This is a genomic window from Christensenella hongkongensis (assembly GCF_000981035.1).
Taxonomy (GTDB): Bacteria; Bacillota; Clostridia; order Christensenellales; family Christensenellaceae; genus Christensenella; species Christensenella hongkongensis.
Genome location: NZ_LAYJ01000133.1, coordinates 95427 through 111022 on the forward strand (window position 1 = coordinate 95427; position 15596 = coordinate 111022).

14 protein-coding genes and 1 tRNA gene are annotated in these 15596 nt (G+C 47.7%); 11 read left to right on the plus strand and 4 right to left on the minus strand.

Annotated elements, in window-relative coordinates:
• Positions 1–32: 32 nt before the first annotated feature.
• The gene (locus CHK_RS14655) at positions 33–446 is read left to right on the plus strand and encodes a hypothetical protein (protein ID WP_046444809.1); all 414 of its coding nucleotides are present in this window, start codon (positions 33–35) and stop codon (positions 444–446) included.
• Between the two features lie 184 nt (positions 447–630).
• On the opposite strand, the gene CHK_RS14660 is transcribed toward CHK_RS14655, so the two are convergent.
• Together CHK_RS14660 and CHK_RS14665 are read right to left on the minus strand one after the other, a co-directional pair.
• A complete protein-coding gene (locus CHK_RS14660; RefSeq protein ID WP_046444810.1) occupies positions 631–822 on the minus strand; it encodes a ferredoxin in 192 nt (63 codons plus the stop codon).
• The gene (locus CHK_RS14665) at positions 819–1175 is read right to left on the minus strand and encodes a cupin domain-containing protein (RefSeq protein ID WP_046444811.1); all 357 of its coding nucleotides are present in this window, start codon (positions 1173–1175) and stop codon (positions 819–821) included. Before CHK_RS14665 ends, CHK_RS14660 begins: the two co-directional genes overlap by 4 nt.
• 165 nt (positions 1176–1340) lie before the next feature.
• Here CHK_RS14665 and CHK_RS14670 point away from each other — a divergent pair, with 165 nt between their 5' ends.
• A complete protein-coding gene (locus CHK_RS14670; RefSeq protein WP_046444812.1) occupies positions 1341–1547 on the plus strand; it encodes a (2Fe-2S)-binding protein in 207 nt (68 codons plus the stop codon).
• A gap of 82 nt (positions 1548–1629) precedes the next feature.
• Here CHK_RS14670 and CHK_RS14675 read toward each other — a convergent pair whose 3' ends face one another.
• Positions 1630–2169 (minus strand): epoxyqueuosine reductase QueH, encoded by a 540-nt coding sequence (locus tag CHK_RS14675; protein ID WP_046444813.1) that lies wholly within the window; start codon positions 2167–2169, stop codon positions 1630–1632.
• A 334-nt stretch (positions 2170–2503) separates the two neighbouring features.
• Here CHK_RS14675 and CHK_RS14680 point away from each other — a divergent pair, with 334 nt between their 5' ends.
• The 3 genes from CHK_RS14680 (at position 2504) to CHK_RS14690 (ending at position 6646) form a co-directional block, all read left to right on the plus strand.
• Positions 2504–2947 (plus strand): MarR family winged helix-turn-helix transcriptional regulator, encoded by a 444-nt coding sequence (locus CHK_RS14680; protein WP_046444814.1) that lies wholly within the window; start codon positions 2504–2506, stop codon positions 2945–2947.
• A gap of 86 nt (positions 2948–3033) precedes the next feature.
• Positions 3034–4797, plus strand: a complete 1764-nt coding sequence (locus tag CHK_RS14685) for an ABC transporter ATP-binding protein (protein WP_046444815.1) — start codon at positions 3034–3036, stop codon at positions 4795–4797.
• Entirely contained in the window at positions 4790–6646 is a 1857-nt protein-coding gene (locus CHK_RS14690) for an ABC transporter ATP-binding protein (RefSeq protein WP_046444816.1), read from the plus strand. The genes CHK_RS14685 and CHK_RS14690 overlap by 8 nt, the downstream gene beginning before the upstream one ends.
• 71 nt (positions 6647–6717) lie before the next feature.
• Here the strand turns inward: CHK_RS14690 and CHK_RS14695 are convergent.
• Positions 6718–6793, minus strand: a tRNA-Val gene (locus CHK_RS14695).
• Between the two features lie 269 nt (positions 6794–7062).
• Between CHK_RS14695 and CHK_RS14700 the strand changes: the two genes are divergently transcribed.
• The 6 genes from CHK_RS14700 (at position 7063) to CHK_RS14725 (ending at position 15522) form a co-directional block, all read left to right on the plus strand.
• On the plus strand, positions 7063–9438 hold the full coding sequence (locus tag CHK_RS14700; RefSeq protein ID WP_046444817.1) for a cation-translocating P-type ATPase: 2376 nt from the start codon (positions 7063–7065) through the stop codon (positions 9436–9438).
• Between the two features lie 210 nt (positions 9439–9648).
• Positions 9649–10659: a LacI family DNA-binding transcriptional regulator gene (locus CHK_RS14705; protein ID WP_046444818.1), complete on the plus strand. Its 1011-nt coding sequence runs from the start codon at positions 9649–9651 to the stop codon at positions 10657–10659.
• Positions 10660–10908: 249 nt separating this feature from the next.
• Positions 10909–11931 (plus strand): zinc-dependent alcohol dehydrogenase family protein, encoded by a 1023-nt coding sequence (locus CHK_RS14710; RefSeq protein WP_046444819.1) that lies wholly within the window; start codon positions 10909–10911, stop codon positions 11929–11931.
• A 40-nt stretch (positions 11932–11971) separates the two neighbouring features.
• Positions 11972–13495: a sugar ABC transporter ATP-binding protein gene (locus tag CHK_RS14715; RefSeq protein ID WP_046444820.1), complete on the plus strand. Its 1524-nt coding sequence runs from the start codon at positions 11972–11974 to the stop codon at positions 13493–13495.
• Positions 13495–14448, plus strand: coding sequence for an ABC transporter permease (locus CHK_RS14720; RefSeq protein WP_046444821.1), 954 nt, complete (start codon positions 13495–13497; stop codon positions 14446–14448). Before CHK_RS14715 ends, CHK_RS14720 begins: the two co-directional genes overlap by 1 nt.
• Positions 14449–14508: 60 nt before the next feature.
• A complete protein-coding gene (locus tag CHK_RS14725; protein WP_046444822.1) occupies positions 14509–15522 on the plus strand; it encodes a substrate-binding domain-containing protein in 1014 nt (337 codons plus the stop codon).
• Positions 15523–15596: the final 74 nt, after the last annotated feature.

Sequence of the window (15596 nt, forward strand, 5' to 3'; positions counted from 1 at the left end):
GGACACGATTTAAGATTAAGAGAGGTACACTTATGAAAACTTCAAAATTTTTAAAAGTAATGGGAATTATTATGCTGATTTTCGGGATCATCGCAATCATCGGCGGATTGCTTTCGCTGGCAGGGATCGGGATGGTCGTATCATTGGCAGGATTGGCCGGGGTTGCAGTACCGGTGGAACTATTGACGGCGTCTCTTATTATAGCATTGGCCAGCGCAGTTTTTGAGTTGATTGCAGGGATTCTGGGAATCAAAAATTGGAATGTTCCGGAGAAAGTAAACGGCTGCATGATTTGTGGAATTTTAACTGTCACGTTGTGCGTTATATCTATTATAATGACACTGGTGGGCTATCCTGACAGTTTCAGTATATTGTCCATTGTGACAGGACTGGTTGTTCCCGTTCTTTATTTGGCCGCGACGTTTCAATATAAAGCAAAACAATAAAAAGCAAGCCAACAATTTTTGGGGGAGTCTGTTTCTATCATTTACAGATTACCGAAAACATTAAAAAACAAGGAAGATAAATTTCTTCCTTGTTTTTCAGTTTGCCCGTTGCCTCTTAGATGGGATAAATTACTTCTTTATCCTACCTGTCCTTATGCGCCGGGCCTTTTTCCTTTGCTCAATATCAGTCCTCTACAATCGCGATCACACTGACAGGACAGCTTTGTTCCGCTTCAAACGCGGCGTCTTTGTTTTCATCAGTCACCTCGGCATAAGCTTCGGCCTTTCCGTCGTCATCCATTCGAAAAACCTCGGGACATATGCTCTCGCACAACGCGCAGCCGATGCAACCGTCTTTATCTACTGTGGCTGTCATAACGCATCCCCTTCTTTCACTGGAAATACAACGACAAGAAACATTTTGAACTGCTCGGGAGCAAAAACAGCGTGCGGGTGCTTTGCCGGCATTACAATCGCTTCGCCTGTCTGTAAAGAGTGCTTCTGCCCGTCGATCGTAACTTCGCCAGTTCCTTCGAGTGCGATTACAAGCGCGTCGCCCTGTGATTCATGTGTACTGATTTCCTCCCCCTTGTCAAAAGCAAACAGGGTAAGGCTCACATAAGGGTTTTGCGCGAGCGTTTTGCTTGTGACCTGCCCGGGAAGATAACCGACCTGGTCTGCAAATGACAGCGCCGCCTCAAATTCAATATTTTTCAAAAGCTGTTTCATAGTGTCGTTTCCTTTCTTTACTCTCTTTTTATTTTATAATCTTCCTGCGGGGAATGAAACATAAATTTCTCAATAAGCAGCAGAAAAGCTGCGAGAATTTTGTTTGAAATCAGTGCCATTCTGTTATATATTAATAAGTGAATTTACCAAAGGGGGGTAATTTGTATGGCCACGGAAAATAAAATAATTTGTAATTGTAAACAGGTGTCTCTCGCTGATATTGAGTACGCCCTGCGCCATTCCAAAAACATGAGCGACGTGGAGTCCGCGTTTGCAGACGTACAGGAACAGACGCATTGCTCAACCGGATGCGGAAAATGCCACGATAACATCATGGACGTGATATCCGATATGATCTACGAGATCATCTGAATCATGAAAAATGATTTTCAGCAGGAGCCTTTGGCTCCTGTTTTTTTATACTGGTTTGCCATTTTTGGCATATGCAATCTTTTTATTTTTTATGCTTCCCAAGATACCTGTCTTCTTCGCTGAAAATACAACCGCAGTATTTCTGCATATAAATACCAAGTTCGCGCGCGGTTTGCTGGCCCTGCCTGAAATATGGGCGGAAGTCACGGTAAATAAAACGAATCCCGTTTTGCCCGGCCGCCTTTTCACCGGTTTCACAAATCAGTTCATGGTTTTGGTATGGGCTGATGAGCAGGGTGGTAGAAAATCCGTCATATCCGTTTTCTGCGGCATAACGGGCCGTGGCTCCAAGACGGGTATCGTAGCAATAATTGCAGCGATGGTCTATGTCGGAGGAAACGGCCTCAACAAAAGGGCGAAGCCCGTAGTGATCCTGTAAAAGCAGCCCGGCGCCAATCTCTTCTGCATAACCGATCATGGCGTCCCTGCGGGAACGGTACTCCGTAACGGGATGAATATTGGGATTATACCAAAAAAGCGTTGGCTCCAATCCCTCTTCGCGGAGGGCTTCAATACATTTGATCGAACAGGGAGCACAACAAACATGAAGCAATAATTTCATACAATTCCCCTTTCATAAGTCATCTAATATAATATTCAGTATAAAGAAAAGCAAAGCATGTGGCAAGTGAAATCGTCTGTGGCTGCCGCTGGTTTATCCGCTGTAGCGAGACTGTTTGACAATTCTTTTGACACGTATATTTTGTCCGTTGGTAGTACGCTTGCACTATGATAGTATTTCGTGCCTTTGCGGGCAAAATCACCTGGCAGGAGGTTATTATAAGTTAAGACTCGTTGCAATCGAAGTCAAATAATTTGTTGACAGGAAAAGGAAAAAGGTTTATATTGTTAGCATAGCAACTATTTGCGTGCTAACTTATTGGGGAGGGTTGAAAATGAATGACACAAGACCGAAAACGGTTGGGATGGAAATCAAGAAGCTTTCGCATCTTATTATGCGGGAAATTTCAAAAATGTCAAAGGATATGCCAATTCCGAGTCCCCCAACAGAGATGCAGGTGCGCGTGGTTGATTACCTGTTAAGGGCCGGCGGACAGGAAGTTGTGCAAAAGGATCTGGAGGAAGCATTTACCATCCGTAAATCCACGGTATCCCGCCTGCTTGATTCGCTGGAACAAAAGGGAATTGTCAAACGGCTCCCAGTATCCGGCGATGCGCGGCTCAAACGGCTTGTCATAGCAGATGAGGCGCTTGAGAATCATACCAGAATGATGAAAAAAGCGGCTGAAATGGAAAACAGGATGCTTGAAGGCGTAACGGAAGAGGAAAGGGAAACATTCTTCCGCGTGATTGACAAAATTAAAGATAATCTAAAATAAAGCCGTCTCTTTTCAGGGTGGCTTTAAAAATAATCATATAGTTAGCGTGCTTACAGTAAGCATCATAACGAATGAAAGGACAAATTATGCTAAAGATACTGAGATATTTGAAAAAGGAAGAATGGGCGATGATTGGCGTCAGCCTTGCGTTTATCGTGCTGCAGGTATATTTGGATCTGTTGCTGCCCGACTTCATGAATAACATCACCACGCTCATTCAGTCCGGTACGGCAACAGTGAATGCGTTGCTGACCGAGGGCGCCCGAATGCTGCTCTGTGCGTTGGGAAGCGTAGGAACATCCTTTGTCGTCGGATTTTTTGCGGCTAAGGTGGCAGCAGGTCTTTCGAGGACGCTTCGTGAGTTGCAGTTTGATAAGACGCTTTCGTTTTCTATGGAAGAAATCAACAAGTTCTCCACAGCCAGCCTGATTACCCGCTCCACCAATGATATCACGCAGATACAGACACTGGTGGCGATGGGATTGCAGGCAATCATTAAGGCTCCTATCCTTGCCGTATGGGCGATCATCAAGATTGCAGGCAAAAGCTGGCAATGGACGGCTGCCACGGGCCTCGCTGTTATCGCGCTTATGATTGTGATTGCAGTTGTCATCATCTTTGCCGTGCCAAAGTTCAAAAAAGTACAGAAGCAGACGGATAAAATCAATCAGGTGACGCGTGAAAACCTGACCGGCCTGCGCGTAGTGCGGGCATATAATGCTGAAGGTTATCAGGAAGAAAAATTTGAACAGGCAAACGAGGACCTCACGAAAACAAACCTGTTCACCAACCGGATCATGGCTTTGTTGTCGCCGACCATGACGCTCGTTATGTCAGGATTAACCCTTGCAGTTTACTGGATTGGAGCCTATCTGATCGGTGGCGCGGGGGGCTCGCAACAAATGGTATTGTTTTCAGATATGGTAGTATTCTCATCTTATGCGATGCAGGTCGTGATGGCGTTTATGTTGCTGACAATGATCTTTATCCTGCTGCCGCGCGCCAGCGTTGCCGCCGGACGCATCTGCGACGTATTGGAGACAGGTCTTTCCATACAGGACGGGAGGCTGACAGACGGGCTCGACGGCATTACAGGCACTGTGGAATTTAAAAACGTCAGCTTTCGCTATCCGGACGCCAAGGGCACAGTTTTGGAGGAAATCAGCTTCACTGCCAAAAAGGGCGAGACAGTAGCCTTTATCGGCGCGACGGGAAGCGGTAAATCCACTCTGGTACAAATGATTCCACGTTTTTACGACGCAACATCCGGTGAGGTGTTTGTGGATGGACGCAACGTAAAAGAGTACAATCAGGAAGTGCTGCACAATAAGATCGGTTATGTTTCGCAACAGGCTACAATGTTCAGCGGCACAATACGCTCCAATGTAGCTTATGGAGATAACGGAAAACCGCCGGCTTCGGACCAGGCGGTTAAGGAAGCGGTGCGCGAAGCACAGGCAACAGAATTTGTGGAAAAGGCAGACGGCGGATACAATGCTGCTGTTTCGCAGGGGGGTACAAACCTTTCCGGCGGTCAAAAACAGCGGCTATCTATTGCGCGTGCGCTGTGCAAAAATCCGGAAATCCTTATTTTCGACGACAGTTTTTCCGCACTGGACTACAAGACCGATAAAAAGCTGCGCAAAACGTTGAATCAAAAAACGGCCGACACGACCAAGATTATCGTGGCCCAACGCATTGGCACGATCAAAGATGCCGACACCATCATTGTGCTTGATGAGGGAAAGATCGTGGGGATGGGCAAACATAAGGAATTACTGAAAAATTGTCCCGTTTATCAGGAGATCGCCCATTCACAGCTTAGCGAGGAGGAACTTACATATGCCTAATAACGAATATAAGATTGGCAGCCAACATAAGACTGAACACAAAGGGCCGGGAATCGGCGGGGGACCGGGGATGTCGGTAGGCTCCGGCGAAAAAGCCAAAAATTTTGGAAAAACATGGGGCAAGCTTATTGCATATTGCAAGCCTTACCTGCCTGCCATCATCATCGCGCTGTTGCTGGCGTGCGTCGGCTCCGTCTTCAATATTATCGGGCCGAGCAAGCTGAGCGAGATCACAGACCTCATCACGGCGGGTATGGGGGGCGGAGCCATAGACCTTGGCGCAATCACCGGTGTGGGGCTTACACTTGTCGCATTGTACCTAATGGGCTACGCATTCAATTACATTCAGGGCTTTATCATGGCGACTATGACGCAAAAGGTTTCCAAGGGACTGCGGACGGATATCTCGAAAAAGATCAACCGCGTACCTTTAAGTTATTTTGACAAGACGAGCTATGGCGATGTGCTCTCCCGCGTGACAAACGATGTGGATACCATTGGCCAGACGCTCAATCAAAGCATCGGTATGCTGGTGACATCCATCACGATGTTCGTCGGCTCTTTTATCATGATGCTTACGATCAACGTACTTATGACGGTAGCGGCGGTTGTCGCCGTGGTGATTGGGTTTGTTCTGATGCTTGTGATCATTTCGCACTCTCAGAAGCACTTCAACCGCCAGCAAAAAGCGCTTGGTAAAATGAACGGACATGTCGAGGAGGTTTACGCCGGGCATTCGGTTGTAAAAGCATACAATGGAGAAAAGGATGAGAAAAAAACATTTGATCAAATCAACAAAGATTTGTATCAAAGCGCGTGGAAATCCCAGTTTATGTCCGGTATGATGATGCCCATCATGACGTTTATTGGAAATCTTGGCTATGTTGCGGTGTGCGTTGTGGGCGCGATCCTTGCCATTAATGGCTCCATTACATTTGGTGTGATCGTAGCGTTTATGGTGTATATACGCCTGTTTACACAGCCCCTTTCGCAGATTGCGCAAGCAGCTACAACCCTGCAATCCACAGCTGCTGCAGGCGAGCGCGTGTTCGAATTTCTGGAAGAAAGGGAACTCGAGGATGAAAGCGGAAAAACACAGGTTTTAAAAAATATAGAAGGGAACGTTACATTTAAAAACGTTCAGTTTGGCTATACCAAAAACAAGACGATCATAAAAAATTTCTCCGTAGATGTAAAGGCCGGACAGAAGGTGGCAATCGTGGGGCCTACCGGCGCCGGAAAGACTACCATGGTAAACCTGCTCATGCGTTTTTATGAGATTGGGGATGGACAGATCAAGGTTGACGGCGTACCCATTGATTCGCTGACGCGCGAAAATGTGCACGATATGTTTTGCATGGTGCTTCAGGACACATGGCTGTTTGAGGGGACGATAAAAGAAAATATTATCTATAATAAAGAAGGCGTAACAGACGAGCAGGTTGTAAATGCCTGCAAAGCTGCGGGAGTTCACAAATTTATTACCTCGCTGCCACATGGTTATGATACGATCCTGAACGACAAGGCCAATCTTTCCGCGGGGCAAAAACAACTGATTACCATTGCGCGCGCCATGGTGGATGACGCTCCCATGCTCATCTTGGACGAGGCGACAAGCTCAGTCGATACGCGTACTGAGATCATGATCCAGCGGGCTATGGATAAACTGATGGACGGACGCACTACCTTTGTGATCGCGCACAGGCTGTCTACCATCAAGAATTCCAATTTGATCCTGACGATGTGCGACGGCGATATTGTCGAAGCAGGTACGCATGAGGAATTGCTTGCCTTAGACGGCATTTATGCAGAGCTTTACAACAGCCAATTTGAAAATAACGCTGCGTAGGTAGAAAAAGATGTGAACACGGTTAGGATAAAATAAAGCAGCCTGTATCATTTGATACAGGCTGCTTTTGTTGGTGGAGACAGCTGGGCTCGAACCAGTGACCCCTTGCGTGTGGAGCAAGTGCTCTACCAACTGAGCTATGCCTCCGATGTGTTTTATTATAGCATAGATGTTAGCGCTTGAAAATGGATTTTTTTTGAAATACGCTACTTTTTTATGGGCAACGGGTTACAAATATATGCAAAGAGAATGGCAATAGGATTGGAAAACAGCATCTGTATATTAAGAAAATATAAAGATAAATGAAAAATTTGGAGTAATTTTATTAGGATTTTATGAATTTTGGTTTCGGTTCATATCCAGGCAATAAAATATGCTATAATAAAAGATATTATTAGGGCGTTGAAAGGACTGACATGGGGGAGAAAGAGCGTTTTCAGACTGACTGTAAAATGGGGCTTACGGACGAGCAGGTCAAGAGCCGGATTGACGCGGGGCTGACGAATAATTTTAACACCAACACAACAAAATCATATCGCCAGATTTTTAAAGATAATTTGTTCACTTTTTTCAATGTGCTGAATTTGGTGTTTACCGTTTTGATCATTATGACGGGCTACATCAAAGAGCTTGTCTTTTTGCTTGTAGTCGTGGGGAATCTTATCATAGGTATCGCGCAGGAGATCGTGACCAAAAAGACACTGGATAAGCTTTCCGTAATTGTCGCCGCTAAGGTGGATGTCGTGCGCAACGGCAAAGAATACAGGATTAACGTTGCAGACCTTGTGCTGGACGACATTATGCAAATGAAGCCCGGCGATCAGGTATGTGCCGACGGGATTATCCTCGAAGGTACTGTGGAGGTAAACGAATCGCTGATTACGGGCGAAGCGGACGTGGTTGTAAAATCCGCAGGGGATTTTCTGTATTCCGGCAGCTTTATTGTCTCCGGTAATGCCTACACACGCGTAGAGCGGGTGGGTATGGAGAATTATGCCAACAAAATTTCATACGATGCGAAAGCGTCCAAAAAACGGACTTCCGAGCTTCGCACGGCGTTGAATAAAATATTGAAGGTTATCAGTATTATCATTGTGCCAATCGGGATACTGTTGTTCCTGAAGCAAGGGCTTATCGTGGGGCTGCCGATTGCGGATAATACGGTTAAAACAGTTGGGGCCCTCATAGGGATGATCCCGGAAGGGCTTATTTTACTGACGAGTATTTCCCTTGCGACGAGCGCGGTGATCCTCGCCACAAGGCGGACGCTTGTGCAGGACCTTTACTGTATTGAGACGCTCGCAAGGGTTGACGTGCTCTGCCTCGATAAAACAGGGACGATCACTGAGGGCAAAATGCACGTGGAAAAGGTCGTCAATCTGGATCAAACGGAACATATCGACGAGATATTGGCAAATATGGCGGGAGCCCTGCAGGACGACAACGCCACCTTCCACGCGGTTGTGGAGAAATTCGGGAAGCGGTTCGACTATCAGGTCAGGTCAATCGTACCCTTTTCCTCCGCTCGTAAATACAGCGGAGTCAGCTTTGAGCAGGAAGGAACCTACTTTCTGGGAGCGTTTGAATTTATTTTTCCTGAGGGATACGGGGATATCGATACGGAGCAGTACGCAAAAGAGGGATGCCGCGTTCTTGTTCTGGCGCACAGCGATACAATGGACGTAATCGATAATAAAGTGCCAGTGGGGATGAAGCCTTTGGCGCTGCTATTGATTACGGACCGCATCCGCGACGATGCTGCGGCGACGCTGGAATATTTCGAAAAGCAAAAGGTACAGCTTAAAATTATCTCGGGCGACAGCCCGGTCACAGTCAGCGCGGTTGCAAGGCGCGCTGGAATGAAGGAATATGACGCAGTGGATGCGACCACGCTTAAAACGCCGGAAGATATCGAAGCGGCGGCAAAGAAATACAATGTATTTGGGAGGGTTACGCCCTCGCAGAAAAAGGAACTGATTGCAGCGCTGAAAAAGCAGGGGCATACGGTCGCCATGACAGGCGACGGTGTAAACGATGTTTTGGCGCTTAAGGAATCGGACTGCAGCATTGCAATGGCGTCCGGCAGCGACGCAGCCAAAAATATTGCAAACCTGGTGCTGCTTGATTCCAATTTTGCGACAATGCCGGGCATCGTAAATGAAGGCCGCAAGGTGATTAATAATATCGAGCGTGTGGCTACATTGTTTATCACCAAGACAGTATATGCCGTGTTGCTGGCGCTTGCAACTGTCATCTTCCTTGATAACAGCTATCCGTTTACGCCGCTGCAGCTTACGCTGATCAGTTTCGTAACGATTGGATTTCCTGCATTCTTTCTTGCGCTGGAACCGAATTTTGCTCCAATCAAAAAGCGGTTTTTGCTTAACATCCTGAAGAAATCGCTTCCAGGCGGATTATCTGTCATCATAGGGATTCTGGTGGTCAATATCCTCGCCGGGATTTTCAACTATACGCCCGCGGCAGTTTCCACAATGTGCATGCTGCTTGCGGTAGCAGCGGGCATGTGGGTGGTTGCAAAGGTCAGCGTACCATTTACCACTGCGCGGAAGGTTATTTTTGGAAGCGCAATCGGCCTGTTTTTCCTGTGCCTGATCTTCCTGAGTTCTTTCTTTGATATTGCGCCCATCAGTCTGCCGCAGGCGGTTGTCGTGCTTGCGATTACGGCGGTGATGCCGTTCATGATGAAGCTCGTGGAAAAGGGCGTTGGAAAATGGGCGGATAAAATACTGTCAAAAAAGCTGATTAAAAAAGGCCTGAGCAAAATCAAATAGGAATGAGATAGTATTTGCCAAAAGGGGATGTTTTGAGTGTTGCTGAATGGGGCTCAGGCTCCCCTTTTGTTATCCTGTAAACCGCAGGAGGGCAAGAATAAAAAAATAGTATTGACACATCCATAGGATTCGTGTTATAAATTATGTAAAAGATGTAAACGTTATCATTTTCAATGACCAGCTTTATAATACAGTACCCGGAGATACTTTATGGCAGTTACAATCAAGGATATCGCATCAAAAGCAAATGTATCCATCGCGACGGTTTCCAGATACCTGAACAACCCTGAAGTCGTCTCGGTAAAAACGGGGAAGGCCATTCAGGAAGCAATCGAAGAGCTGGACTATACGCCCAACGACATTGCGCGCAGCCTGATCACAAACAACAGTTATACGATCGGGCTGATATTACCGGATATTAATAACGTTTTTTATCCTCCTATTTTAAGAGGGATAGAGGATATCGCAGAGCAATACGATTATATTTTTTTCTTATGTAATACAGACCAGAATATACGGCGCGAAAAAAAATATATCGACGTTTTGCTCAGCAAACGGGCCGCCGGAATGATTTTTATCGGCACACGGCCAACGGACGACGAAAAAAACAGGCATATCTTTACGCTGAGTAAAAAGCTCCCCGTATTGCTCCTGTATGAGCATTTCGAGGGAATCAGCAGCATAACGACAGACGATATGCTCGGATCATACAAGGCGGTCAATTACCTGTTCGATCTTGGGCACAGGGACATAGCCTTTGTGAGCGCGCCGCCAAATTTTTCGACCTACGTGCGAAAGCGCCGCGGATATGAAAAGGCGATGCGCGAAGCCGGGATTCCTTTCAGGGACGAATATGTCGTATACCAGGATGCTTATGAGTCGGGCGGTTATCAGGCGATGTGCCAGCTGCTCAAACTCAAAAACCGCCCTACCGCTGTGCACGCGGTCAACGACCAGATGGCAATCGGCGTGATGCGCGCGGCGCTTGAAAACGGGCTTAAAATACCGGAAGACCTTTCCGTAGTGGGCTTCTCCAATTCATCGATCTCTTCACAGATCTATCCAAGGCTCACAACGGTAAACCAGTTTGGTTATGATGTTGGCAAAATGGCGGCAAAAAAAATAATCAATATGATCAATAAAAAAGACGTGGACAAAACCATGGAATTGATCGAGCCTGAGCTTGTTGTCAGGAACTCCTGCGCAAGAATAGGGCAGTAACCGCTTTTTATAAATACATTTTATTACAGTTATCAAATAGTTACGTAAGCAATATTGCTGTACGGCGTTCACGATTGTATCCGTGTCGTTCGCTGCGGCTCATGAATTAACTGTAAATTTTCACAGGAAACACAACTGAATGAAAGCAAATGCTTAACTCTGGTAAAAAAGGATGATGGCAATATTATTTAAACAAAAATGAAAACGTTTACATTTCGAGACATGACAATACGAAAAGGAGAAAATGAGATGAAAGCAGTCGTTTATGAAAAACCAAGGGAGTTTGGCGTTACGGAAATCGGCAAACCAAAAATCGAGGACAATCAGGTACTTTTAAAAGTGGAGCTGTGCGGGATTTGCCGTACGGATATGCACATCCATAACGGTGAATTTATTTCACGCTTTCCGCTTACGCCTGGGCATGAATTTACGGGATATGTCAGCGAAGTCGGAAAAAATGTAGAAGGGTTTGCGGTTGGGGACAGGGTGGTTGCAGATAACACGGTACTGTGCGGGGAATGCGAATATTGCCGTCGCGATATGCCGCTTTTCTGCGAACGTTTTTATTCCCTTGGCGTAAATGGACCGGGTGGATTCGCGGAATATGTCGCAGTCAATTATGACAAGGTGTTCCACATCAGCGACAGCCTTACGTTTGAGCAGGCCGCGTTTGCGGAGCCGGTTGCTTGCGCGGTGCATGGAATGGATGTGATCGACGTTTCGTGCGGGGATGACATTCTGGTTTTCGGCGCGGGGCCGACCGGTATTATTTTGACGCAGCTTTTGAAGCAGGGCGGGGCGGGCCGTGTAGTAGTATGTGCTTCCTCCCGCAAAAAACTGGAGCTGATCGAAAAAAACGGATATGCGCAAACAGTCCTGATGGACAGGGGCGATTACTCTTTGCACACGGGCGAACTGATCGATATGGCGCCGAAGGGCTTTGATATCGTAGTCGACGCCACAGGCTCGCCAAAGGTTCTCGAGCAATGCTTCAATTTTGTCCGGCCAACCGGAAAGATCGTGATTTATGGAGTTTGCGGAAATGACGAACGTATCACGATCAGCCCATACCGCATTTTTGAAAATGAGCTGAAGATACTCGGTTCCTTTGCACAGACGCATTGTTTTCCCCGTGCGGTGAAGTTTCTGGAGGAAGGAATCGTCAAGGTGGACGACCTTGTTTCCAGCACGTATCCTTTGAGCGAATTTTCCGATGCGCTGGAGTTGATGGAAAAGGGAAAAGACATTTTGAAAATTATGATAAAGCCATAACAGGCGGCTTCAAAAGCACTTGAATGAAAGGGGGAAAAACATGAACGGTGAGAACGAATTTATTCTGGAGATGAAGAACTGCCGAAAGGAATTTCCGGGCGTTGTGGCGCTCGACGATGTTTCCCTGTATGTAAAGCGCGGGGAAGTACATGCGCTGATGGGGGAAAATGGCGCGGGGAAATCCACCATCATGAAAATACTTGCGGGGATTTATACCCTGGACGGCGGAGAAATCCTTATGAATGGGGAACCCTTTGTTGCAAAAAGTCCTGCGGACGCACTGCAAAAGGGCATATCCATGATCCATCAGGAGCTTGAAATGCTTCCGGATATGACTGTGGAACAAAACATCTTCGCCGGAAGGGAAAAAGCGGGGCCCTGCGGGGTAATCAACAGGAAAAAGCTGGTCAGGCAGGCGCAAAAAATACTGGATGATATGAATCTTGATATTGACGCGAATACCCGTGTACGGGATCTCAGCGTTGCCCAGATGCAGATGGTGGAGATTGCCAAGGCAACCTCTGTCAATGCGGAGATCATCATTATGGACGAGCCGACCTCGGCAATCCCGGATAAAGAAGTGGAACAGCTTTTCGAAATTATCGGACGTCTTAAAAAACAAAATAAAGCAATTATCTATATTTCCCACAGGCTGGATGAGATTTTCCAGATTACAGACATGATCACTGTGATGCGCGACGGCTGTCTTGTGGGCACAAAGCCCACAAAGGATATCACGCGTGAAGAGCTTGTGCATATGATGGTAGGCCGGGAGCTTAAGGATATGTTTGTCAAAGAGAGCGGCCGGGAATTTGGGAAGAACAGCGACGTGGTACTGAAGGTGGAAGGGCTCACCCGGGAAGGTGAATTTGAGGACGTAAGCTTTGAAGTGCACCGCGGAGAAATTTTTGGCATTTCAGGCCTCATGGGCGCAGGGCGAACAGAGGTAATGGAAACTGTGTTTGGCATGCGCAGCGCGGATGCGGGAGAAATATACCTGAACGGAAACAAGGTAAAGATCAAAACGCCAAAGGATGCTATTCGGCAGGGAATCGCGTTTATCACTGAGGACAGGAAACTGTACGGACTGAATCTCTTAGGCTCGATCAAAACAAACATAACGCAGGCATATATGGATCAAATCACCAAAATGAGCTGCATTATGGATTTGAAAAAGGAAAAGGGGACTGTCGATTCCCTGATGAAAACACTTCGCGTAAAAGCGCCGGACAGGGAAACAATCGTCAATAATTTATCCGGCGGGAACCAGCAAAAGGTTGTCATTGCCAAATGGCTGATGGGGAAACCGGACGTACTCATTATGGACGAGCCGACGCGGGGAATTGACGTGGGCGCAAAGGCGGAGATTTACCAGATCATGGACTCCCTTGCAAAAGAGGGAAAGACGATTATTATGATCTCTTCGGAAATGCCTGAGCTTCTTGGAATGAGCGACCGCGTGGTGGTGTTGTGCAACGGGAGGATAACAGGAGAATTTCTGCGGGATGAATGCAGTCAGGAAAAGCTGATGGCATGTGCGATTGGCGAGGGAGGTATGAACTAATGGAAAAGAGTTTGAAACAATTTGGTGTAAAAAAGTTACTTGGAAAATATGCGGTATACCTGGCGTTTTTGATACTGTTTATCGCGTGCGCGCTCGCGTCGCCGGTGTTCCTCACCGCAAATAACCTGATCAATGTGCTGCGGCAGATCGCCGTCATCGGAATCATCAGCGTGGGCATGACGTTCGTTATTATTACAGGCGGAATCGACCTCTCGGTAGGCGCGATCGTAGCAATGAGCGCGGTCGTCGCCACGAGCTTTGCCAGGGAAGGCTCGCAGTTCCCCGTAGGATTTGCGGTGCTCCTTGGCATTCTGGTCGGCCTTGCAATGGGCGCGTTCACAGGCTTCTTTGTTGCAAAAATGAAAGTCGCCCCGTTTATCGCCACGCTTGCCACAATGACCATAGGCAGGGGGTTTGCTTATATCTATACGGATGGGAGGCCGATCACGGGCCTTTCCGACGCATATACGTTTATTGGAAAAGGAACGGTTGGCGTGGTTCCGGTTCCGGTCATCATTTTTGCGGTGGTGGTGGTAATCGGCGTGTTCCTGCTGCATTACACTAAATTCGGACGGCAGGTATTCGCGGTCGGCGGAAACGAGCATTCGGCGGTCGTATCCGGCATCAACGCCACAAAAATCAAATTTTTCGTTTACCTGCTTTCAGGCCTGCTTTCAGCAGTTGCGGCAATCGTACTTTCCTCGCGGATACAGACAGGGCAGCCAAACGCGGGCGACGGATACGAGCTTGACGCGATTACCGCGGTCGTGATCGGCGGTACCAGTCTTTCCGGGGGAACGGGAACAATCGTCGGCTCTATGATCGGTATGCTGATTATCGGCGTGATGACCAATGGGCTTGACCTTTTGAGCGTATCGTCATATTACCAGCAGGTAATCAAAGGCGTAATCATACTCGTCGCGGTCACGATGGACCGCAAAAAATTAGCATAGGAATTGAATTTGCCGAAAGGCAGAAAAAAAGGCTCACAAGCCAAATAACAGGAGGAAAACATGAAAAAAATAGTGGTTTTGGTTTTGGCGGTATTCCTGGCGTTTTCGCTGGTCGCTTGTTCTGCGGGAGGGGAAACCCCAAGCGCGGCGGCAACGGAAAGTGCCGCAGGATCGGCAGAACAGACAGAATCGGCTCAGCCGGCTGCGCAGGCAGGGGAAAAGGACGAATATGTAATCGGCGTAACCATCCCCAATATGCAGAATGAATCGAATGCGGTATACGCCGAGGCAATGCAGAAGTACGCAGACGAGCTTGGCAATGTAAAGCTGCTCGTGACGGATGGCGCTGGTTCGGCGGAAAACCAGGTATCCCAGTGCGAAACCTTTGCAACACAGGGAGTGGACGCCGTCATCCTTTGCCCATACGACGCGCAGGGCTGCGTACCTGCGGCACAGGCGTGCGTGGATGCGGGCATCCCGGTGCTGACCTCTAAGGTTGAAATTGCCGACCAGAGCCTTGTATCCTGCTATGTTGGGGCGGACGATTTCAACGGCGGCCAGATCGAAATGCAGTATATTGCGGATAAGCTTGGCGGTAAGGGAAATATCGTAGTACTGGAAGGCCCGACGGGGATTTCTGCGGCGACGCTCCGCATGGACGGCATCAACGACGTACTGACAAAATACCCGGACATCAAGGTTTTGCATACGCAGCCTGCGGACTGGGACCGTAACCTTGCAATGCAAACCATGGAAAACTGGCTGCAGCTTGGAGAGCAAATCGACGCGGTTGTCGCGCACAACGATGAAATGGCGCTCGGCGCATATGACGCGCTCAAAGACGCAGGAAAAGAAAAAGAGGTTCCGGTGATTGGCATTGACGCGATTGACGCTGCGCTCGAGTCTGTAAAAGCGGGAGGCCTCACAGCGACAGTATTCCAGGATGTAGAGGGAATCGCGCGCAAGGCTGTTGATGTTGCACTGGAGATTGCACAGGGCAAACCGGTTGACGAGAACTATTATATTGACTATGTGCTGATCGATTCCAGTAATATTGACGAATACGCGAAGTAATAGTGTGTGCAGGTACCGTTTTTTGAAGCGGTACCTGCCAATAATCCGAAGGCCCGCGGGGCACGGAAGAGGAT